Raw genomic sequence first — 22252 nt, 5'->3', positions numbered from 1 at the left:
AACTAACTTACTAAAAATGGAACGAACCAGAGGAAAATCCTGCGGATTTTCCGAGTAGGCAACAACCAAGCAATTATTTTTACACGGTGTGCCTATTGCACAACCATGAAATTCTCTAATCCCTCTCAAATCATCGTTGCTTGGCAAACAGTAAATTACTTATTTTTAATGATTTATATTTTTAGTAGTGTCTAAATTTATTGGTTTATTTGAAATTAGGAGTTGTGCAACAGCTATCATTGTTAACTACAGTTTTTTCAATTACAATTATTTAGAACTTCAGATTTATCATTGCAGCCAGTTAAATTATATGAAAGCCCAATTATTCCATTGCTAGATATATGATTACATATTAAATTTATAGAACAGGAAGATAGGCTTGTATTTCCACTAATGTCTATGGATTCTTCTACTGAAGTTAAATTTTTAATACCATTAATATCTGTTAATAAGGGATTGTTTTTTATTCTCAAATAATCAATTGGTAAAGTCAATTTTTCTAAACCATTAAGGTTTTCTAATAATCTACAATTTGATATGTCAAAAACTACTCCTACTTGGGTTAAATTTTGAAACCCGTTTAAGTTGATTAACTTACTATTACTTATTGTCAAAGATTCAAAAACATTAGTTAGATTGTTAAATCCATCTAAATTTGATATTGAAATGTTTGATTGAAAGTCTAGACCATTCAAAGTTCTTAAATTTGTAAAACCACTAATAACTTCTAATCTATCGTTATTGAAAAAAGAAAGAAAATTAAAAGAATTTAAAGCATTAAAACCAGTGATTCTTTCTAAATCAGGACTTCCAATTATAAGGATATTATTTTGGAAATTTTCTAGATTGTTTAGTTGGGAAATTTCAATTAATGAATCTCCTCCTATCTCTATATTGCCAGAGATAGTTGTTATTCCTTCTGTGCCTGACAAAGAGTTTAATGAACTATTAGCACTAATTATGAGATCTCCACTTATAGAGGTTAAATTTTTCAGTCCATTAAAACTTTTTAACTTTTCATTAAATGTTATACCTAAATTTCCATTGACAGTTTGTAAATTCGAGAAACCATCAATAAGTTCTAAGTCTTTTGTGCTATGAAAACGTAGAATGTTATTAACTGTAGTGAGATTTTTAAAACCAACTATTGATTTATATCCAGATCCAGTAAAAAGAATTTCCGCATTTGTATTTATAAGACTTTCAAAACCATCAATATATTCCGAATTACAATCTGTAATATGTAAATAATCTCCAATGTTTTCTAGTTTATTAAAACTATTAATTGGTTTACTATTATTGTTAGTAGAAAGTAAAAAGTAACCATTAATTGAAGTCAAATCTGTAAAAGAGTTATTTTCAAAATTTATAGAACCTCCAAATATCAATAAATTCTCTCCAACCATTTTCAACTTATTAAACCCTTCAATTGAAGTCAAAAGATTATTATATTTAATATCAAATGATTTTTCTATTGAACTTAACTCTGAAAAACCATCGACCATTTTTAAAACTCCATTCCATGCTATGTTCATATTTCCTTTTACTAAATTTAATTTATTAAATCCAGAAATATTATTTAATAAGCTGTTTCTTTCAATATTTAAATTTCCTCTAATAGAAACTAATTTCACTAATCCATTAATGCTTTCTAATGAATTATTTTTGTCTATATTTAAATTAATGGCAAGAGTATTTAATAATTCAAACCCATTAATGGTTTTCAAGTTAGGATTTTCATTAATCTTCAAACTTCCTTCAATAGAGGTTAATTTTGCAAATCCGTTAATGTTTTCTAATGAATTATTTTTGTCTATACTCAAGTTCCCTTCAATGGAGGTTAATTTTGTTAATCCATCTAGATTTACTAAATGATTAATATTGTGTATTGTCATATCTCCTTTAATAGTTTCAAGGTTTTTCAAAAAATCTAAATTGTTAATTTGAATATGGTCATCGGATAATCCAAAAATTGTAAGATTACCATTTATTATATTGCAGTTTTTGTACTTTAATAAATAGTCATTTAAATCTTTTATGTTACTAATAAATATATCTCCTTGTGGACATACAATTTGTTCAACTTCATCAACAGGTTCACTTGTTGTTATTTGATCTTCACTTCCACATGAGTTTATTCCTAATATTAGTATTACAAGTAAAATGGATTTTAATATATTCATTTTTTTAAATTGTAGTTAATGGTTAGTGTATGAAACGTAGCATTTAAAAAGGCGCTAACTTTTCGGATTAACACAGAGTCGGATTTTTATGTTTTGTTTTTAACTTAATATTTTTAAAAGCCAAATTTAAAAATTTGGCGGTCTTTTTAAATAAGGACTAACCTTCCGATTTAGCACTTATTAGCTATGTTTTATACACATTGTACCTGTGTTGTAAATAGTTATTATTCCCCATGTGTCCACTCTAACAAATCTTTTTTATCAATTATAGACCAGCTATGTGGATTGCGTTCACCATTAGATCTGTATCCCTTATTTTTAGTAGTGATATAATCTAAATATTTATAATTATTATCTTTTAAAAACTTAGATAATCTTTCTATGTGAAAAGCATTCATTTGCTCGTATTCAACACCCATATTCTTTTTCCACCATTCTTTATCTGGCTCAGAATAAAATCTAAGATTAGTATTTTTAAGGTTTTCAATATTTTTATAATTACTCGTTTCGAAAGTAAAAGCTGAATATTTCTCATATAATTTTATTTCTTCGTTGGGATTACCAAGTTTACTTTTGAAATAATTATGAATGAAAGTACTTTCACCTACAGATGCTTCAGAAAAATTATTTGTTATATTTTCCTCTGTAATCCTGTATAATGCTGCGAGGTCAATTGGTGAATCAACTAAGAATACCCCAGTTGGTTTAATGTCAAAATCAGAATTCTTGGTTAGAAAATCACTAATAAGTAAAGCCAAACTACCACCGGAAGACAACCCGCCAATTACAATTTTATTTTTAGGGATATTGTTTGAACTAAATAAAAGTTTTAAGTCATTCCCTAAATTCACTTTTTCAGATTCTTCCAACCAAAGTATTCTATTAAAATTCATATAGATAACTGCAGTATTCATTTCTAGAGCCATGTCTGTTATTTTAAATTCATTTTCAATCATTTCTCCGTTTTCTGTAAAACCACCAAATAATATTAAAACAGCTTCAATTTTGTTTGGTTTATATAAATTATAACTCTCTGTAGAAATCAAATTTTCAACATTTCGATTTATTTGGGCAATTGCTGAACTGGTATCCAATAATAGTAAAAGGACAGTAAAATTTCTTAGTAGTTTTTTCATGTAATATTTTTTTTATAACACTCATACAACCACAACAAACAGCAATCCCATCGTAGTTATATCGTTTATGTATGCAATATATTACTTTTTAATAAGGTATTTACATAAAAAAACTACACTTATTGAATAATGTAGTTTCTTATATATGCTTTCCTTTTATATTGCTGCTAAGCCATAGCCTTCTTAAAGCTGATAATTAAAAATAAATATTAACTTTGGGAACTAGGCCAGTGCTTTTCATAGGATACGGTGTTAGGCAACGTATTTTATTTATAATATTCAATTGTCCGTTTTACTATTCTTAACGGTTTATCGTTTTTAAATTCAATTTTTTCAATCCAATTATTTTCTAAATCGTATTTAAAATCATACATCCAAACATCGTTCGTTTTTCCGTCACTTGTTTTGACCGTTTTTTTAAACAAATCCCCATTTTCATTATATAGATTTATTTCTATAAGAGCGAATTCATTATCTCCAATTTCTGTAATTGACTCCTTTAGTTCTCCGTTTTTGTAATATTTATTTTTTGTTTCGTCAAAGGTTGAATCGTTTTCTATATTGAATTTCTCAACGCTTAGTTTATTGTTCTTATCATAAAAGTATTTGTTTTCTATTCTGATTGTGTCCCAAGTTCTATACTCGGTAACCTTTTCTGTTTCTTTCAGATTTCGATTATTAAAACTTCTTTCGATTAATTTTACTGGTACGTTTTTATATCTAAATTGACTTTCAGAAATCAAATTGTTCTTTTGGTCATATTTTACAATGTAAGTCAATTGGACTGTATCATTTTGAATTGTTTCTCTTTTTATTGGGCGATTATTGCTATCTCGCTCAATTTTTAGAACTCTTTTAAATCCATCGCTGGATATTAAAATGCGAGTCAAACTGTCTTTAGTGTCATAATTAAATTCGAAGTCTAAAAATGAACCTTTACCATAATTATCAATTTCCTTTCTTTTAATTAATAGGTCATTTTTATCGTAAGTGTAGATTTCTTCGTTAATTACTTTACCATTGGAAAGAAACTCTTTCATTGAAGTCAAGTTTCCGAGTTCATTAAATTCAAGAAGATAATTTCGGTCAAATGCAAGTGAATTTATTTTTTCTCCGATTTTAAAAGTGTCTTTCTCTATAATTAGATTGAAAAGTTCAGATTTTACAGATTTTATTTTTCCATTAAAATCATAATTTGACAGGTCACTTTTACGGTCAGAATTGTCTGCCGATTTAGAACAATTAAACAACAACAGGCAAATTGTAAATAATATTCCGAATGTTTTTTTCATATGTTGCCTAACAATTGTCTAACCACAACAAACAGCTATTCAATTGTAGTTATATTCTTTATACATGCAATATATTACTTTTTAATAAGCCATTAAATAAAAAACTACACCTTACTGTAAAAATGTAGTCTCTTATATATACTTACTTTAGCTTTAATATTGCTAAGAAGACGCAGACACCAAAGAGCTAATCTAACGAGCTAAAAACCAGTTCAGTCAACAGGGCGTTCATGTTGGGTCGTACCGACCACACGAACGTTTAGTTATTACCCACAGTTATTTTTTTCCTTTTCTTGAACTGGCTGAAGGTTCTATTTGTTTATCAATAATTTTTATAACTATTTTTTTTAAGTCATCATACTTAAAATTCTCATCAATGAAAACAAAAGTGGAATGAGTTCCATTTCTATCCATTCCAACTGCATATTTTGGGCCGCCCAATTCTACAGAAATTGGTGAATTTTCCGTTTGTATCGTAAATTCAGTTTCTCCTTTTTCATTAGGAACATAGAATATATGCTTATAATATAATTCTCCTTCTTTAACTGCAAATCGTTCATAAGCAAAAATCAGCTTTCCATTCCACTCGAATTGGTCAAAACAAAACATACTTTTAAGATTGTCTGTTAATTTTCCTTGTTCATAAGCTTTGTAAAGCATATCTTTAAGTGGTTTTGCTTTTTCGTACTCTTTTTTGCCATAATAAACTTGAATTAGTTTAGCATGAGAATGATAGTCATTTGGCACTAATTCTATCAATTCTTTAAATGCAATTTCGGATTTGTTATATTCCTTATTTAGATACTCATAAAGTCCAATATTGTATAACGCGTTTATGTATGAATCCGATTCTTTTGAAATTGTAGCTTTTGATTTATAGAACGCCTCCAAAGCTTTTTCAGGTTGGTTCAATTCCGCATAAATTTGCGGAATCATTGTGAATGGTCGGTCAATCGGTTCGTTTTTTTCTGTTGCTGTCCGATATACGGAAAGTGCCTTGTCATATTTTTCTTGACTAAAATATGAATCTCCCAAACCACTAAAATAGTTTGAGTTTGTTGAGTCCAGTTCAATAGCTTTGTTGAAAGATTCTATCGCTTTGTCGAATTGCCCTATATAATTAAAAGTCATACCCTTAATGAAATACGTATCAGGGTCGGTTTTGTCCTTTTGTATTGACAAATCCATTAATTCCAATACTTTATTGTCATTCGCTTTCATATAATAAGCCACAGCAACATAGTAAATCGCTTTCGCTGGGTATTCGCTTACTTTGTCAGAATGCTCGGAAATTATCAAATCATATTTTTCTTCTCCGTACGCCTTTTCTAATTCAGACGTAATGTTTTCTTGGGCATAATTAATTACACTCAAAAGGCAAATTATTAATGTTAGCAATATTTTTTTCATAATTGTCTACAACACCCATACAACCACAACTAACAGCCATACAATTGTAGTTATACTGTCTATATATGCAATACTATATACGTTTTTAATTATAGTTTTATAAGAACCCCTGTTTTATGCGCTCCAGTCCATTACACCCTAACACCCATGGCTCCTACCCACAAATCTGGCTCTCATCAGTTTCTCCCTCTCTCACCCTTTTTCCAAAACAACGAAAATTCCTATACCGTGCAATATATAAATAAATGTTATAAAAACTTTCAAAACATATATCTTTTACAACCACAACAAACAAAAGCACCATTGTAGTTATATCATTTATGCACTGGCATTTAAATTGTTAGCGTATAAAATTTAATCCTCCTCTTCTTCTTGCTTAGTTACGTTTAACCCAACTATAAAATAATGGGGCATCATATCGAAAGCTTCATTAGAATAATCAGGGGCTAATTCCTTTTCCAAACAGAATCTTAACATTGAAGTTGAACCATCTTTTGATGTAGATTCCCAGGATGAACCTATTAAAATTAAAGGAGTCTTTCCTTCTTGTAAGGTCGTGTTGTTTTCTATTGTGAACTTGCTTGACATATGTTTATTTGAGTAAATGGAATCAATTGGCACTTTATAGTCAGGTATCCCAAAATCTCCCATTCTAATATTTAACAAAAAATCATCTTTATTTTCTTTAACTATAAATCTAGCTCCGTCAAATGGCTTAGATATTCTTTCTCCATTTCTCAGTGTGACATAGGGAGATGTTGTGCACCAAATTACTTTTTCTTTTAACATTTCTTTGTCTTCGTATTCTTCTAAAAATAAACAAACTTTGTATTTCAGGGTATCTGGAAGGTGAAGACTAAATTTATAAACATTCATTTTTAATGTTTCCAATACAACATTCATATCTTCCATTGTAATATCTGGATTTGAGTAATCAACTTCATAGGTTTGGGCATGGAAAGCATTTGTAGGCACAACAAATAACGAAATCAATATTATTCTTTTTATTACATTGTTTTTTAAATTATAATTTTTCATATTTAAAATTTAAGATGTTTGTTTTATGTAGTAATCGGTAGTTTGTGTTGGTCATGCTTCCGCACAACGATTTCGTGTAAAGCTGTGTGTTTGTGGGTGAGGATTTTGCTTCGCCAGTTCGCTGAGCTCGTGTCCGAAGGAAAATCGGAAGCCGGCAAACAGGCAACCAACTTTGTGTTAGCTAAAACTAGCAATTTTTTATACACGGCTTAGGCAACGTTTTTTATTATTTTTTCAATATCCAAGTCAGTTTTTATTTCCTTTCCGCTTTCAGTAAATTCATAAAGTAGTGGTTTGTCTGATATTCTATTTATATATTTTTTACTAATGAGTAAATTTAAGTATCTTCTTATTTCCTCTTTAGAATTGGTCGTTGATTTAGCTACTTCGTGTAATAAAATGGACATACATTGAATTGGTTCAGAGCTATTAGTCGATTGAAGCCATAATTCTTGGAAGAGCCTTTTCATTGTCTTTAATCTAAATTTTTCAGATTCCAAGTCTTCAATTATTTCATAGGTTTCAATTATAAATTTTTCATACGTTTTTTTTGAAACTCCGAAAAACCAACTTTGTCTTGGTTTTTTCTTAATTCGGTCAAATAAAAGTCTCATTTTAAAATCCTTTGCATATTCAGGAAACTGATCTAAAATTTCCCGTTTTGAAATTTGTCCGCTAAAAAACTTTCTTGCAAGATAAGCAGCATATTGTTTATCAGATTTTAGTTGATTTTCGGTCATTTCTCAAATGTTGACTAACGGTTTGTGTAACCTGTCGTTGCTTGGTTTTGGTCTCTAAAATAGTTAAAAAGAACGGGCTTTCGCTCTTGCAAGGATTTTCCGATGAGGAAAATCAGAAGCAATGCGGGTTACACGGTGTTGTGTGCTGGCTTTTTTAAAAAACTTCATTGAAAAGATATATCATAATCAAAGGAAATACCATCGATATAAATAAAAATATTATGCTCAATAAGATTGTAATATTTTTAATTTCAATTCCTTTCTCTATCAAAATTTCTGTTTGTCCATTAATTTGATATCTATAAAAATTAAAAATTATACTTCCACCAAACATTAGAATCGAAGTCAGAGGCAACTTGTCAATCAGATATTCTATGTCAAAGATAAATACGAGGAAGGTCAAAATCAATAGAATATTAGTTGCTTGAATTGTACTGGTCAAAATCATAGCAAGTACCTTTGGTTCACCTCCAGGCTTTCCAAGCTTATAAAACCTAAGAAATAATTTATCATAAAATTGAGTTATAAAGTTCATTCATTAGTTAAGTTCAAGCTTGCACACAACACCCATACAACCACAACAAACAGCTATTCAATTGTAGTTATATTCTTTATGTATGCAATATATTACTTTTTAATAAGCTATTAAATAAAAAAACACGCCTTATTGCAAAATGTAGTTTCTTATATATGCTTACTTTTTCTTTAATATTGCAACGAAGTCACTGACTTCAAGAGCTGGTCTAACGGGCCAAGAACCGGTTCAGTCAACAGGGCGTTCTTGTTGGGTCGTACCGACCACACGAACGCTAGTTATTACAGGCAGTTTTTCTGTCAAAAGTCTGCTTCATATCCATGTCCGTTTTTACCATAAAAAATTAACCATTTTGCTAACGAAAATAGAATATGCAATTTATTTTCAATTGTGTCTTCGTCTGTGTCTGGTGGAAGTCGTTGCGATTTTAAGTATTGCAATTTATGTTGTTTAGCTAATTTGTCGGCTACTTCCATCAGTCTGTTTCCATAGTCTAAGGTATCAGTCGCCATTTTTGTGTTCCACGCTTCACTTACTAAATCTTCACCTATTAAGTCTTCACAGTCCCTTAAAAACTCTCCACGAAATACATTTTCGTCTTGTCCTAGTGCTATATAAACTGGAACTCCGTCTTGTTCTTTTGCAAGTTCTATAACATAATATCCTTCGTGTTCTTTTAAAAAGTCGTTGTAAGGTGGTTTTTGCTCTAGTTCATTGTATTTAGCTTTTATCCATTCGTCTGCTTCTTTGTCACGTCCAACTCTTGGAGCTTTAATTGTCTCATAGGTTTGAATTTGGTTTGCAAACCACTCTTGTAACAATTCGTCCTTTGTTGGTAGTTTTTTTCCTTTCAACTTGTCGAAAAATGTCGGCTGTGGTATTTTGTCTTGGGAAACCATTTCAAATATTTCAACGAACCTTTTTTCAAATCCTGGTTTGGGTTTCCCCATTGGTCGCATGTCTAATCCCATATTTCTTTAAGTCTTGTCTGTCTTTAAAATTGTCTGTAACACCCATGGCCCCTACCCGCAAATCTGGCTCTCATCGGTTTCTCCCTCCATCACCCTTTCTTCAAACCAACGAAAATTCCTATCCCATGCAATATATAAATAAATGTTATAAAAACTTTCAAAACATATATCTTTTACAACCACAACAAACAAAAGCACCATTGTAGTTATATCATTTATGCACTGGCATTTAAATTGTTAGCGTATAAAATTTAATCCTCCTCTTCTTCTTGCTTAGTTACGTTTAACCCAACTATAAAATAATGGGGCATCATATCGAAAGCTTCATTAGAATAATCAGGGGCTAATTCCTTTTCCAAACAGAATCTTAACATTGAAGTTGAACCATCTTTTGATGTAGATTCCCAGGATGAACCTATTAAAATTAAAGGAGTCTTTCCTTCTTGTAAGGTCGTGTTGTTTTCTATTGTGAACTTGCTTGACATATGTTTATTTGAGTAAATGGAATCAATTGGCACTTTATAGTCAGGTATCCCAAAATCTCCCATTCTAATATTTAACAAAAAATCATCTTTATTTTCTTTAACTATAAATCTAGCTCCGTCAAATGGCTTAGATATTCTTTCTCCATTTCTCAGTGTGACATAGGGAGATGTTGTGCACCAAATTACTTTTTCTTTTAACATTTCTTTGTCTTCGTATTCTTCTAAAAATAAACAAACTTTGTATTTCAGGGTATCTGGAAGGTGAAGACTAAATTTATAAACATTCATTTTTAATGTTTCCAATACAACATTCATATCTTCCATTGTAATATCTGGATTTGAATAATCAACTTCATAGGTTTGGGCATGGAAAGCATTTGTAGACACAACAAATAACGAAATCAATATTATTCTTTTTATTACATTGTTTTTTAAATTATAATTTTTCATATTTAAAATTTAAGATGTTTGTTTTATGTAGTAATCGGTAGTTTGTGTTGGTCATGCTTCCGCACAACGATTTCGTGTAAAGCTGTGTGTTTGTGGGTGAGGATTTTGCTTCGCCAGTTCGCTGAGCTCGTGTCCGAAGGAAAATCGGAAGCCGGCAAACAGGCAACCAACTTTGTGTTAGCTAAAACTAGCAATTTTTTTGGACACGGTGTTGTAAACTGGCTTTATGCTATTTGTTCAATTCTTGCTCCTTTACATAATGGATATGAATTTACAAATTCCTTAATTGATTCTTTCATTTCAGTAAAAGAGTTCGAGTAAAAATAAAGTGCAGTTTCATTTCCGCCTTCCCAATATTTTGTGATTTCTGAATTGTCATTGGTCAATCTTTTTAATTCTGAAATCACAAAGTTAATGTCAGAACTTTTGTAAACTTCTGGGTCTAAATTCACTCCGTCTATGTAAATTCCGAGTCCTTCTTTCTGTCCGAATTCCATTTTTTGGGCAGTTTTTTCTATTGTTAGTTTTGAGCCTTTTGGCGCTCCAAGTTCCTCCAATTTTTTAATAATTAACTGAATATCGTTTTCGTTAATTTCGCTTGAATTTAGTTTAATTTCTAAATCGCAATATTCAAGTTCTCCTGACTTCAATTGCATAGTTCCTCCACCTGTCACTTCTCCAATTCCGTTTGCTTTAAGCAATTCCTCTAAAGGGTCTTCATAGATTTCTCTTCTGTCGAGAGGCATAATTTTGTCATTTAAAGTAGCTACAATAAAATTTCCGTCATCATTATTTTTTTTTATTCCGAAGAGTTTTTTTATGAAGTTCATATGTTTGTTTTAGCTTGTTTCCAACACCCATATAACCACAACAAACAGCTATACAATTGTAGTTATATCGTTTATGTATGCAATATATTACTTTTTAATAAGGTATTAAAAACAAAAAAAACTACACCTGTAAAATGTAGCTCTTATATATGCTTACTTTAGCTATAATATTGCTACGAAGTCACTGACCAAGGCTGTAAGGAACTTTTATTCATGAATAATAAGAGCTTATTTTATTGGGATCTCCACCACAATGAATCACAATATTTTCAATCATCTCATTCTGTAATGCGTTGCAGAATGAGATTTTTGGAATCTTATACCCCTTTAATTGATTTAGCTTAATATAAGTCAGCAATAATATTGACGCAATCAGGATAATGTATACCATCACCTGGATCCCGTTCCACTGCCTTGAAAAATAGTGCTTGAAATTTAGTTCCTGTTTGATGAACCTAAAGAACTTTTCAATTTCCCAACGGTTCCTGTATATCTCGGCTATCTGCTCGGCCGTAAACCCCTCTTCCGGCAAATTGCTAAGGAACAGTATGCGTTCCCCGTCGGCTTTGAGCGTGCCCTCCAAAAGCCTAAATACAACACCTTTCATTTTCTTGCCGTTCTTATAAAGGTGTACCAGGCTGTGCCTGTCAAGTTTGATATTACCATTCTCGTAATCCAGTTCTGTTTGATGGCTTCCTTCCACTACATCATATTTTGATGCTTTATATATGCGTGTCACAAAGTATTTGCCACCGTCCGAGAGCTTTTTCATTGTCAAACGATCCTGCATTCCCCTGTCAAATACTGCGATATCCTTTTTGCTGGGGACATGCTCTTGGAGAATATCGCTTAGCGCCGGAATATCACTGATCATTTTCTGGTCCCTGTGGAACTTTACCTTAAAAGGCAGTCCATCAAAGCCAATAGTGAACTTTATACTGTGCTTTCCCTGTTCCCCTTTTTTGTTCTTCTGACCGTTTTGCATTCCAAAACCCAACAGTAACGCTGAAAGACTCGTTATTGTTGAATCATACAAACACAATTTGTTCCGGTCCTTTTTATTGAGTTTCTCCCGAAAGGTACCAACGGTATAATAGTACAGACTTTCGAAATAGTCCACATTTATTTTTCCTATTCGTTCGCAGATACTACTATGGCTAACCTTTTTACCTTTAGGGATATGAGCATGTTTGCAGAAAAAATGGCTCTCGTAGAAACTCTCAAATACCCTTGAACTCGCCCTGTTCTCGTTCAATATGCCAAAAATACAGAGTTTGAAAAGCTCTTTGCCCTGTAGCTTTTTGGCGTTCCAATCAACTAATGTTTCACGGGCAAAAAAGTCAAGCTTCTCATTTGGGATATAATTGAGCACCTCATGAACCGTTATCTTTTTTTTCATCGGTCTATATATTTGTGTAGTTAATATATAGGAATGTAAATCTAGTATATTTTTCAATTACTTTTAAAGTTCCTTACAGCCTTGGTCACTGACTTCAAGAGCTGGTCTAACGAGCTAAGAACCAGTTCAGCCAACAGGGCGTTCATGTTGGGTCGTACCGACCACACGAACGCTTAATTATTGTAGGTAGTATTTTTATAATCGGTAGCCTAAACCTATTTTTAATATATTAACGTTTGTATTATATTATATATCAGGAATTTCGTTTTCAAGACTTATTTTCACAAAATCGTATTGAACTTGGGCAAACAATTTATCATTTATGTCATAAGCAATTCCTAAATTAATGTTTAAACCACTTTCAGTTTGACTACCACCAGAAATGTCAAATCCATTTTGAGTTCCTTTAGCGTCAAAAATTATAAAAGTGTATCCAAGTCCAACAGAAGGATGAAAATTTTTCATAGATTCAATATCTAATTCCGCAAATATTCTTGGTTGAATTATGTATGCTGTGATTTTAAAGTCTTGAAATTCATTATTTGGTCGGGAATCATTGACTAAAATTCCACTATTTAAAGAAGTTCCTAAATTTAAAGGATTTAATTCAGCAAATCTGAATTTAGCACCAAGGTCAATAATTCCGCTATAATTTTTTCCAACGAAATTCTCGTCTATTGGAACCGGATAATTTAATTCAAGACTAAATTTTGAATCTTGAGAAAATGATTTAATTGAAAAAATCAATAATAATGTCAACAATAATTTTTGTTTCATAGTTCTTTTTTAAAATTACCTACAACACCCATACAACCACAACAAACAGCAATCCCATTGTAGCTATATTGTTTATGTATGCAATATATTACTTTTTTACCAATGGACTTACAAGAGGTGTCCTGTTCTTATAAAATTATGAGCTTGTGCAACAGTTAGAGGTGCTGTTTTATTTTTTCAGTCGTGTTACAATTCGAACACCACCAATATTCTTTTTTGTCATCTTTTAATTTCGATTCCGTTTTCTTTCCGCATTTTGTGCAATTCCGTTCGTCAGATTCATTCTCGAATGCACGATAATTGCAATTTCCACAATCCCAAATTGTTAGAGGTGACTCTTCTTCGTCCACTTTCCAATTGAAAGCATCTGTTTTACAATTCGGACAGATTTGACATGCCATGATTTAGTCTACTAAAGTTCCTTTTAGAGTTTCCAATAATTTAGTCAGTTTGATATCATTTAGGTCGCTAATTCTGTATTCTCTATATTTTTTAAATCCGTCTCTTAAAACTATTTGGTAATCATTTTTATCAAGAGTATCAATCATTAACTGTTTTTGGTTGTCACGCAATCCGTGTTCGATAGAGCGAGAAAAAATAAGTCGATACATTGAAGTTCCAATTCTGAAATTTTGATTTTCTCCTTTTTCTTTTAATTCTATAATAAATTGACGAACTGGAAATAATCTTTCAAATCCATTTTCCAATAGCATATCAAAAATCTTTTCTGTATCGCTCCAAGATTTTTCAAAGCGAGATGTTATTTCTATAGTTCGATTGTTCATTTTTTGCCAAATTGCATCTATTAATCATATAACCACAACAAACAGCAACCCCATCATAGCCATATCGTTTATGTATGCAATATATTACTTTTTAATAAGCCATTAAATAAAAAACCACACCTTAGTCTAAAATGTAGTTTCTTATATATGCTTACTTTAGTTTTAATATTGCCACGATGTCACAGATTTTAAAGAGCTGGTCTAACGGGCTAAGAACCGGTTAACTCAACAGGGCGTTCATGTTTGGTCGTACCGACCACACTAACGCTAGTTATTGTAACACGTTTTTTATTCAAATAACTGTTTGTCTAATTTATTCTTTTCGTAAGCTTTATAATATTTTTTTGTTTTAGAAGTCATTGGAACGTTGTTCTTTTCGTTACCTATAAATTCCAATAAAATTTTAGCTCCGCCAAGTTGAACTTCTTTAACATCTTCTTGTTCACTATATTTTTGCCCTTCTTTTGGTTTGCATTCTAAAATTCTATTATGATTTATTTTCTGGTCAAGTGAATAATTCATCATAGCAATCATGTATAAATACTGTTGTTGATTTTGGTTAGTTAATACTTTGTAGAAATCACTACCTATTGGGATGTTTAGCCCTGTATCTTTATTTTTCCAAAACCCAATAATTTTGTTTGCAGCTCCAAATTCAGTTCCATTGGGATATATAGGGTTTGAGAAAATGTAGTTACTCGCATCAAAAATTAAATTTTCATAGTTTTTATATTCAGGATTTTCATCTTGTTCCATCTTTTCAAAAGATTCCGAAAAAAGTTCTTTTGATGATGAAGGAAATGTAAAAGAAGTCCAAAGTCTTGATTTTACAATTTCGTTTTCAAATTTACCTGGTTTAAATTCCACCGTTTTAATAGCTTCCTCTATTAAATTATTTGTTGATTCCGAATTTGGATATGAATTTACAGTTATATCAGTAATTTGTGCATCTTCTGTTATAGTTAAATAAACATATACATTCCCCTTGAAATTAAGTTCTGAAGAAAGTTTAGGGTAAATAAAGTTTCTTAAATTCTTTTCAGAACAAGCAATTTGCTCTTTTTCTGAAAGTCCAGATTCGCAGTTGTTTTCAAATGGTAATTCTGTCAATACTGCATAATGATAAATTCCTTCTTTTTCTTGTTTGAATGGTTTTACTTTATATCCTCTTTCAGCTGTTTTGTCGGCATCTAAAAAATGTCCTTTTGGTATTTGTCCAATCGCAAAAATTGGAATTAAAAGTAAAAAAGTCAGAATGTTTAATTTGTATTTCTTCATTTTGTTGATTTGGTCAAATGTGTTACAACAATCATATAATCACAACAAACAACAAGCCCATTGTAGCTATATGGTTTATGTATGCAATATATTACTTTTTAATAAGCTCTTAAATAAAAAAACACGCATTATTGCAAAATGTAGTTTCTTATATATGATTACTTTTTCTAATATTGAAAGAGCTGGCAGTTTAAAGAGCATCAAGCTAGGCATCCAAGAAGTAGAAACTCATAACTGTAATGGTTTGGAAGGGTTGGGGAGATTGTGCGCTTTTGGGTTTTAGGGGCGGTTTGTGCGTTGGCAAAAACTAAAGGTGCCGTGGTTTTTCTAATGTTATGGCATAAAAACTAATGGTGTTGTCCATAGTATTCTTTTATTCCTCTTCCCATTTGTCTTTCCTTTTTTCCTGGTCGTTTAGAGATAAGTAATGGATTGCTAAAATCAGTTGGATATTTGGATCGTCTAAATCGAAATATTTTTTGATTTTAAGAACATTCCAATAATGAAAATCCATAGGGCTGAAATCTCCAGAAGCATTAATTCCTTCAGCATATTTCGCAACTCTTGGATTTATCCCTCCTAAATCAGAGAGAAACTTTTGGTATTTTCCAGTTGCATTTGCACAAAGACTTTTTGATTCTAACCCATCTGGATACGTTCTCGATTTACAAAACATCCATATTTCATCAAAAGTCGATTTGGAGATTTGTTTGTATAACTCTTTTTGTTTTTCAAAATTTATATTAATCCAAAAAGGGTTTCCTGTAGCTTCTAAATATTCGTGTGGAATCTGCTTATAACAAGTTTTGAAATCAGAGTCCATATAAAGACACATTTCTTTTTTAAAAAAATCGGTTATTTTTTTTAAGTCCGATATTTGTTCAGCCGTAAAGTTGTTGTTCAATTCGGTCGCAGAATATTGAGATTTACAAGAACTATTTACCTGCAAGATTGTAATTCCGAATATTAACAATACCGTTTTTCTCATATCTTGACCAACCTTTATATACATCTAACAGCATCCTTCATTCACCAAACAAAGCTCCTTTACCAACCCCTAACCTATTTAAGTTCTTTCTATTGAAATCAACAATTTTCTAACATCTATCTTTAGTACACTAGCTATTTGAAACAAAGTCTCAACCTTGGGTTGCATATCAATAATTGCGTGTTTTAAGCACCAAATTTAGCAAATACAAACCAAATAGAAAATCCACGAGTATTTTCGTAAGTAGTCTTGCATTAGTAATTAATTTTATGCGGTGTTTACACTGGCTTTTATTTTTTTATTGTTTTTGTCCATTTCTCAATAAACCAAATTATTAAAATTGAAATAATTAAAGGCAAAATTAAATAAGTCAAAATGTTTTTAATATCGACAGGACTAATTCCTTTCATATTTGGATTAAATACATATCTGTCAATTATAAAATAAGTTGTCAGCAATATTATTATTGATAGAATTACAATTAATATGAATCGAAATGTTTTCATTTAGTCTGCTATATATTCAAATATTATTTTTGGGTTTACAGATTCCGATTCTGTTTTTTGTTTGAAAATCTCTAGTTTTTTATTGTATCTAATTGTCAAAGTGTCAAAGCTTGTCCACTCAAAATTTACGTCCGATATTTTAATATTCGATGAGCTAACAGTAAATATTAATTCAGAGTTTTCAATTTTATTTTCAGAACAATCAGATGCAGAAATGTGAATTGCTCCATTCGTTACTGCATTTCCATTTAGTTCATACATAACGACTTTCCGTAATCCTTCGTAATCACATTCCTTTTTGATTATTAATTCATTCGGACTTTCAAATAAGAAGAAACCCGAAATCCAAAATCCGAAAAATGAGAATAAAATTACTCCGATTAGAGTTCCAATTAATATCTTTTTATTCAATTCAATTCTCGGTTTTTAGCTTGTGTACAACAATCATATAACCACAACAAACAGCAACCCCATCGTAGTTATATCGTATAATGTATGCAATATATTACTTTTTAATAAGCTATTAAATAAAAAAACACGCCTTATTGCAAAATGTAGTTTCTTATATATGTTTACTTTAGTTATAATATTGCTACGAAGTCACAGAATGCTGAGCTGGCTTCGTAGAGCTGGTTACCGGTGTTGTACGCAGTGATTTCATTTAATCGTGTCTTTTACGTAAATCGTTTTCTCAAAATAAACTCTTGCAGTCATACTGTCAATTTCTTTATCCTTAAAAGGTCCATAAGAGTATTCTTCCATATATCCTCTTAAAAGTTTTTTCCCTGGCTTTTTAAACCAACTTCCAAAAATTGATACGTGACCATATCTTTTAGGGTTAATATCAGTAAACCATTTTTGATTAATAGTATCAGTTTTTAAGTTGTCAAAATGGTCTGTTCTAATCAGACTGTCATTTGGAAAAGGTGAATTGAAATTTTCACTTTCGCTATGGAAAAAGACTCTGATTTGAGAATCATAATCTCTTATCCGACGAGAATTACAATATGCAACTCCACGAATTGGTTCATTTAAGTCGATAGTGTCTTTGTTAAAGTCGAAAACATTGTAGTTGGTTGCTCGTGTTCCTAAAGTGTCATTTACAAATTCTTTTTGGTTAAAAATCGAATCTTGATCTCTCCAAGCAAGTGTGTCTCCTTTTTTATCAAGAAACCAAGCTCTATTCATTCTCGAATGTCCGTCTATCACAAACCATTCTCTAATTTCCCTTAATTTTCCATCATTTGAGTATAAATTCCAAATTCCGAATGGCTTTTCGTTTTTTTGGATTTTCCCTCTTTTAAATATTTGTCCGTTTCTGTAGAAATAAAAAAGGCTATCACAATTCTCAAGTATCACTCTCTTTTTGAAAGTCAAATTGCTATTGTCAGAATAGAATTCCAGTTTTTCAATCGGTTTAGTGTCCTTTGAATTTTCTTTACAAGCTGTAAAGATTAATGGAAGAATGAATATTATAAGTAGGTTTTTCATCATTGCGTACAACACCCATACAACCACAACAAACAGCAACCCCATCGTAGTCATATCGTTTATGTATGCAATATATTACTTTTTCACCTATGGATTTATAAAGGTCTCTGCTTTTTGCTTAAAAGCCATTATAGGACATGTTTTACTGCGCTATAACAGCCTTGATCTTAGATTGCAAAACTTCCACAAAAAGCAAACGCCCTTAAAAGGGCGCATTTATATTTTGTTTTATAAAATTATGGGCTTGCGCAAAGGCTACTGTGTTGACAACTGGTTTTTATTCAAACATAAATTCACCGTTATTGCGCTTAAACGGTGTTGTAATGCGTTTTTTATTCTTTAAAAATCTGCAGCTTTTCAATCCAAAATATTTTTGATTCAAAAAACCGAAGACTGGTTTTAATTATTTTGTCTGTTTTATCTCTTGGGGATTTAGATATAAACCTCGCTTTGGAATTTTCAAAATCTAAATTATGTTTTTCGTCAATGTCATTTTTTTTATCTGTGAAAAACGATATGATATTTTTATCCGCTTTCCATGTCCCTTTTCCGTATTTATTCACCTCTGGAGGAATCCCTTTTTTATTATTTGAATATGAATGAAAAAAGAAAGTCCCATCTTGATTTAAGGTCAGTTTATATTTAATTATGTGCGCTTCTTCATCTCCAAGAGTTCGAATATAATCGCCAATTATTTGGTTAGATTGTGAGAATATTGTCAAGCTAGAAATTAAAAACAAAGTAGTTATTATGAGTTTCATCGGTCTGTTTTTAAATGCATTACAACAATTAAACAACCACAACAAACAGCTGCACCATTGTAATTATATTCTTTACACATGCAATATATTACTTTTTTACTTATGGACTTACAAGAGGTGTCCTGTTCTTATAAAATTATGAGCTTGTGCAACAGTTACCGTAGTTAGAGGTGCTGTTTTTTTTTTTCAGTCGTGTTACAATTCGAACACCACCAATATTCTTTTTTGTCATCTTTTAATTTCGATTCCGTTTTCTTTCCGCATTTTGTGCAATTCCGTTCGTCAGATTCATTCTCGAATGCACGATAATTGCAATTTCCACAATCCCAAATTGTTAGAGGTGACTCTTCTTTATCCACTTTCCAATTGAAAGCATCTGTTTTACAATTCGGACAGATTTGACATGCCATAATTTAGTCTACTAAAGTTCCTTTTAGAGTTTCCAATAATTTAGTCAGTTTGATATCATTCAGGTCGATAATTCTGTATTCTCTATATTTTTTAAATCCGTCTCTTAAAACTATTTGATAATCATTCTTATCAAGAGTATCAATCATTAACTGTTTTTGGTCGTCACGCAATCCGTGTTCGATAGAGCGAGAAAAAATAAGTCGATACATTGAAGTTCCAATTCTGAAATTTTGATTTTCTCCTTTTTCTTTTAATTCTATAATAAATTGACGAACTGGAAATAATCTTTCAAATCCATTTTCCAATAGCATATCAAAAATCTTTTCTGTATCGCTCCAAGATTTTTCAAAGCGAGATGTTATTTCTATAGTTCGATTGTTCATTTTTTGCCAAATTGCATCTATTAATCGTATAACCACAACAAACAGCAATTTCATCGTAGTCATATCGTTTATGTATGCAATATATTACTTTTTCGCCTATGGATTTACAAAGGTCTTTGCTTTTTACTTAAAAGCCTCATAGGCCATGTTTTACTACACTCTAATCGCCTTGAACTAAGATTACAATAAACTTCCATGAAAAACAAACGCCCTTAAAAGGGCGCATTTATATCTTGTTTTATAAAATTATGGGCTTGTGCAACGGTTACCGGTGGTGGCACTTGTATTTTTTTAACAATTATTAAAGTTAACAATCCGCTAATAAATTTTAATGCAGGTAGTATTATTTTCAAAATGTCAGCTAAATATGTATATCCAATTATATAATCGTCTTCCAATAGTTGCGTTTCGTTAAAATCAGGAAACAAAATCTTATCTAGAATGGTAATACTATCAATGCCTAATAAATAAAGAGGAAAAGCTAAAAATCTATAATACACCCACATGAAAGTGATTAATGCCCAAAAAATAACAATTATCTTAAATGACCATTTAAATTTATAAACTTTAGAAAGAATTATTCCAATGCTGAAAATATTTATTAAAGGTATCCAATTCAGAATTTTGTTTTTTTGAACGTGTGTATTAATTAATGAAATAAATAGAATTATTGAGAATGTTAATAATAGTTCAGAAATAATACTTAGTAGATTAAACACTCCATTTAGTATCGGATAATTGCCATAAGCTATTCCGCTGGAACTGGATAATATACTTTGGTTTTCGGGAGAGAAATCATTTGGCCAAATACTCCACGAAGTCCATATCGACCAATACTCCACAATTGGAAAATATATAATTAAGAAAATAACAATTGACCTGTATAAGAAAAACTTAATTTTTTCCTTTTTATGTCTTAAGATGTAAATCGCAAAAAGTACAGAAATTCCAATTACGATTAAAAAAGGGAGTAAAAATTCAGAGTTAGAAGTTTCAAATTTCATTTTTTTTATATGAGTGCCAACAATCGTATAACCACAACAAACAGCAACTCCATCGGAGCATATCGTTTATGTATGCAATATATTACTTTTTCGCCTATGGATTTACCGAGGTCTCTGCTTTTTGCTGAAAAGCCATCATAGGCCATGTTTAAGGCCTTACAACAGTCTTGAACTTAGATTGCATAACTTCCATAAAAAACAAACGCCCTTAAAAGGGCGCTTTTATTTCTTGTTTTTTATAAAATTATGGGCTTGTGCAACCAATATTGGACACTGTATTCATCCTTTTATTTGATTTCTAAATGACTGACCAATTTCCATTAAAAGATTATCAAAATTTTCTTTTGTTCTTTTATTTTGATTTATAGTCCTTTTGGCTTGTTCTGTTGTAATATTTTCTCTCTCTTCTAATGGTTTACTTCTTATTTCAACTAACTTAATTTTACCAAACTGAAATTGGTCAAATTGAGTAATCAATTCGATAAGCTTATCGTAATGCTCTTCTTCAATTAGCAATAAATTATCGTCAATAGCATCTCTTGTTAATTTAATCTGTTCTCCAAATGCAGGAATTTTTTCTGGAATAGCACTTGCCCATAATTCATCTGCTTGATGTTTGGTATATAAAAGCACTTTCCAAAGGTCATTATACAGGTCAAATTGTTTTTCGGAATAGCGTATAAATTGTGACTTTGCTTTTTCTAGGTCCGTTTTAGTTTTTTCAAGTTCTCCTTGATATTTAATTTTTATACCTTCTAATTCTGTTTTATGCTTGTTATTATAATTATCTAATAACCTTTTAGACAAAAAATCCCCAAACCATTTTGATAGTGCAATAATTACTACTGTAGCTCCGCCTACTGAAGTTAATATTGCACCTAAGAGCTTTAAATATTCACTAAACTCCATATTTAGTAATTTAAATTATTTGAACGCATCCAATTAACTAAGTTATCAGGATCAAGAGTTACTCCTGATTTGTATTTGTTTTTTGTTAGATAACCATATTTTCGTCCTTTTAAATATATTGTCGGAGGTGTGCTAGTATATTGGTTGTATGGACTTAATGAAGAGTATCTACTTCCATAACTACTATACTGATTATTAATAGAAGTTGAAGCATATTGACTTCCATATGATCCGTATTTGTTTGATATAGATTCTGAATCGTACTGGTTTAAACTCAACTTTCCTAAAAACTGTCCATCGTCAGCCACTAAAAACGATTGTCCTTGTTCAGCTCTTTCTAATATATTCATTATTGTCTCAGTCGTTTTATATTATGCCAATTCATTATAAAGTAACATCCACTATCCATATCACATAAATACAGTAAAACATCATTAGTTTTTCACCTTCTTTCTTCCTCTTTCAAAAAGATGAAAATTCTTATCCCATG

General features: G+C 30.9%; 21 protein-coding genes. All 21 read right to left on the bottom strand.

Annotated features, from left to right (window positions below):
- Window positions 1-257: 257 nt before the first annotated feature.
- Window positions 258-2183 (bottom strand): receptor L domain-containing protein, encoded by a 1926-nt coding sequence (locus CJ739_RS12450; RefSeq protein ID WP_117175835.1) that lies wholly within the window; start codon window positions 2181-2183, stop codon window positions 258-260.
- A 224-nt stretch (window positions 2184-2407) separates the two neighbouring features.
- Window positions 2408-3319, bottom strand: coding sequence for an alpha/beta hydrolase family protein (locus CJ739_RS12445; protein ID WP_117175833.1), 912 nt, complete (start codon window positions 3317-3319; stop codon window positions 2408-2410).
- Between the two features lie 266 nt (window positions 3320-3585).
- Entirely contained in the window at window positions 3586-4611 is a 1026-nt protein-coding gene (locus CJ739_RS12440) for a hypothetical protein (RefSeq protein WP_117175831.1), read from the bottom strand.
- 276 nt (window positions 4612-4887) lie between these two features.
- Window positions 4888-5985 carry a tetratricopeptide repeat protein gene (locus tag CJ739_RS12435; RefSeq protein ID WP_162880203.1) on the bottom strand — a complete coding sequence of 366 codons (1098 nt, stop codon included), beginning with the start codon at window positions 5983-5985 and terminating at the stop codon, window positions 4888-4890.
- A 390-nt stretch (window positions 5986-6375) separates the two neighbouring features.
- Window positions 6376-7059, bottom strand: coding sequence for a DUF5041 domain-containing protein (locus tag CJ739_RS12430; RefSeq protein WP_117175827.1), 684 nt, complete (start codon window positions 7057-7059; stop codon window positions 6376-6378).
- Window positions 7060-7268: 209 nt separating this feature from the next.
- A complete protein-coding gene (locus CJ739_RS12425) occupies window positions 7269-7799 on the bottom strand; it encodes a hypothetical protein (RefSeq protein WP_117175825.1) in 531 nt (176 codons plus the stop codon).
- An 834-nt stretch (window positions 7800-8633) separates the two neighbouring features.
- The gene (locus tag CJ739_RS12415; protein ID WP_205419361.1) at window positions 8634-9284 is read right to left on the bottom strand and encodes a hypothetical protein; all 651 of its coding nucleotides are present in this window, start codon (window positions 9282-9284) and stop codon (window positions 8634-8636) included.
- 272 nt (window positions 9285-9556) lie between these two features.
- Window positions 9557-10240 (bottom strand): DUF5041 domain-containing protein, encoded by a 684-nt coding sequence (locus tag CJ739_RS12410; protein WP_117175818.1) that lies wholly within the window; start codon window positions 10238-10240, stop codon window positions 9557-9559.
- Window positions 10241-10464: 224 nt separating this feature from the next.
- Complete coding sequence (locus CJ739_RS12405) at window positions 10465-11070, bottom strand: hypothetical protein (RefSeq protein WP_117175815.1); 606 nt, start codon at window positions 11068-11070, stop codon at window positions 10465-10467.
- A gap of 211 nt (window positions 11071-11281) precedes the next feature.
- Window positions 11282-12469 (bottom strand): IS4 family transposase, encoded by a 1188-nt coding sequence (locus CJ739_RS12400; RefSeq protein ID WP_117175812.1) that lies wholly within the window; start codon window positions 12467-12469, stop codon window positions 11282-11284.
- 246 nt (window positions 12470-12715) lie between these two features.
- Window positions 12716-13246, bottom strand: a complete 531-nt coding sequence (locus tag CJ739_RS12395; RefSeq protein ID WP_117175808.1) for an outer membrane beta-barrel protein — start codon at window positions 13244-13246, stop codon at window positions 12716-12718.
- Window positions 13247-13650: 404 nt separating this feature from the next.
- The gene (locus tag CJ739_RS12385; protein WP_117175802.1) at window positions 13651-14031 is read right to left on the bottom strand and encodes a hypothetical protein; all 381 of its coding nucleotides are present in this window, start codon (window positions 14029-14031) and stop codon (window positions 13651-13653) included.
- Window positions 14032-14319: 288 nt separating this feature from the next.
- Window positions 14320-15309 carry an energy transducer TonB gene (locus CJ739_RS12380; protein WP_117175799.1) on the bottom strand — a complete coding sequence of 330 codons (990 nt, stop codon included), beginning with the start codon at window positions 15307-15309 and terminating at the stop codon, window positions 14320-14322.
- Between the two features lie 373 nt (window positions 15310-15682).
- Window positions 15683-16297: a hypothetical protein gene (locus CJ739_RS12370; RefSeq protein WP_162880202.1), complete on the bottom strand. Its 615-nt coding sequence runs from the start codon at window positions 16295-16297 to the stop codon at window positions 15683-15685.
- 506 nt (window positions 16298-16803) lie between these two features.
- Window positions 16804-17214 (bottom strand): hypothetical protein, encoded by a 411-nt coding sequence (locus tag CJ739_RS12365; RefSeq protein WP_117175791.1) that lies wholly within the window; start codon window positions 17212-17214, stop codon window positions 16804-16806.
- 246 nt (window positions 17215-17460) lie between these two features.
- Window positions 17461-18297, bottom strand: a complete 837-nt coding sequence (locus CJ739_RS12360) for a hypothetical protein (protein WP_117175788.1) — start codon at window positions 18295-18297, stop codon at window positions 17461-17463.
- Window positions 18298-18626: 329 nt separating this feature from the next.
- Complete coding sequence (locus tag CJ739_RS12350; RefSeq protein WP_117175782.1) at window positions 18627-19055, bottom strand: copper resistance protein NlpE N-terminal domain-containing protein; 429 nt, start codon at window positions 19053-19055, stop codon at window positions 18627-18629.
- A gap of 413 nt (window positions 19056-19468) precedes the next feature.
- Complete coding sequence (locus tag CJ739_RS12340) at window positions 19469-19903, bottom strand: hypothetical protein (RefSeq protein ID WP_117175776.1); 435 nt, start codon at window positions 19901-19903, stop codon at window positions 19469-19471.
- Between the two features lie 158 nt (window positions 19904-20061).
- A complete protein-coding gene (locus tag CJ739_RS12335) occupies window positions 20062-20853 on the bottom strand; it encodes a hypothetical protein (RefSeq protein ID WP_117175774.1) in 792 nt (263 codons plus the stop codon).
- Between the two features lie 279 nt (window positions 20854-21132).
- Complete coding sequence (locus CJ739_RS12330; RefSeq protein WP_117175772.1) at window positions 21133-21762, bottom strand: hypothetical protein; 630 nt, start codon at window positions 21760-21762, stop codon at window positions 21133-21135.
- Between the two features lie 2 nt (window positions 21763-21764).
- Window positions 21765-22112 carry a hypothetical protein gene (locus CJ739_RS12325; protein ID WP_117175769.1) on the bottom strand — a complete coding sequence of 116 codons (348 nt, stop codon included), beginning with the start codon at window positions 22110-22112 and terminating at the stop codon, window positions 21765-21767.
- Between the last annotated feature and the right edge of the window lie 140 nt (window positions 22113-22252).

The organism is Mariniflexile sp. TRM1-10, from assembly GCF_003425985.1.
GTDB lineage: Bacteria > Bacteroidota > Bacteroidia > Flavobacteriales > Flavobacteriaceae > Mariniflexile.
The sequence above is the reverse complement of the archived record's forward strand: the minus strand, read 5'-3'. Positions and strand labels throughout refer to the sequence as shown.

Bases quoted from the DNA above. Each gene is read 5' to 3' on its own strand.
- CJ739_RS12450 (WP_117175835.1), bottom strand. From the start codon at position 2,183: ATGAATATATTAAAATCCATTTTACTTGTAATACTAATATTAGGAATA.
- CJ739_RS12445 (WP_117175833.1), bottom strand. From the start codon at position 3,319: ATGAAAAAACTACTAAGAAATTTTACTGTCCTTTTACTATTATTGGAT.
- CJ739_RS12440 (WP_117175831.1), bottom strand. From the start codon at position 4,611: ATGAAAAAAACATTCGGAATATTATTTACAATTTGCCTGTTGTTGTTT.
- CJ739_RS12430 (WP_117175827.1), bottom strand. From the start codon at position 7,059: ATGAAAAATTATAATTTAAAAAACAATGTAATAAAAAGAATAATATTG.
- CJ739_RS12425 (WP_117175825.1), bottom strand. From the start codon at position 7,799: ATGACCGAAAATCAACTAAAATCTGATAAACAATATGCTGCTTATCTT.
- CJ739_RS12415 (WP_205419361.1), bottom strand. From the start codon at position 9,284: ATGGGGAAACCCAAACCAGGATTTGAAAAAAGGTTCGTTGAAATATTT.
- CJ739_RS12410 (WP_117175818.1), bottom strand. From the start codon at position 10,240: ATGAAAAATTATAATTTAAAAAACAATGTAATAAAAAGAATAATATTG.
- CJ739_RS12405 (WP_117175815.1), bottom strand. From the start codon at position 11,070: ATGAACTTCATAAAAAAACTCTTCGGAATAAAAAAAAATAATGATGAC.
- CJ739_RS12400 (WP_117175812.1), bottom strand. From the start codon at position 12,469: ATGAAAAAAAAGATAACGGTTCATGAGGTGCTCAATTATATCCCAAAT.
- CJ739_RS12395 (WP_117175808.1), bottom strand. From the start codon at position 13,246: ATGAAACAAAAATTATTGTTGACATTATTATTGATTTTTTCAATTAAA.
- CJ739_RS12385 (WP_117175802.1), bottom strand. From the start codon at position 14,031: ATGAACAATCGAACTATAGAAATAACATCTCGCTTTGAAAAATCTTGG.
- CJ739_RS12380 (WP_117175799.1), bottom strand. From the start codon at position 15,309: ATGAAGAAATACAAATTAAACATTCTGACTTTTTTACTTTTAATTCCA.
- CJ739_RS12370 (WP_162880202.1), bottom strand. From the start codon at position 16,297: ATGAGAAAAACGGTATTGTTAATATTCGGAATTACAATCTTGCAGGTA.
- CJ739_RS12360 (WP_117175788.1), bottom strand. From the start codon at position 18,297: ATGATGAAAAACCTACTTATAATATTCATTCTTCCATTAATCTTTACA.
- CJ739_RS12350 (WP_117175782.1), bottom strand. From the start codon at position 19,055: ATGAAACTCATAATAACTACTTTGTTTTTAATTTCTAGCTTGACAATA.
- CJ739_RS12340 (WP_117175776.1), bottom strand. From the start codon at position 19,903: ATGAAATTGCTGTTTGTTGTGGTTATACGATTAATAGATGCAATTTGG.
- CJ739_RS12335 (WP_117175774.1), bottom strand. From the start codon at position 20,853: ATGAAATTTGAAACTTCTAACTCTGAATTTTTACTCCCTTTTTTAATC.
- CJ739_RS12330 (WP_117175772.1), bottom strand. From the start codon at position 21,762: ATGGAGTTTAGTGAATATTTAAAGCTCTTAGGTGCAATATTAACTTCA.
- CJ739_RS12325 (WP_117175769.1), bottom strand. From the start codon at position 22,112: ATGAATATATTAGAAAGAGCTGAACAAGGACAATCGTTTTTAGTGGCT.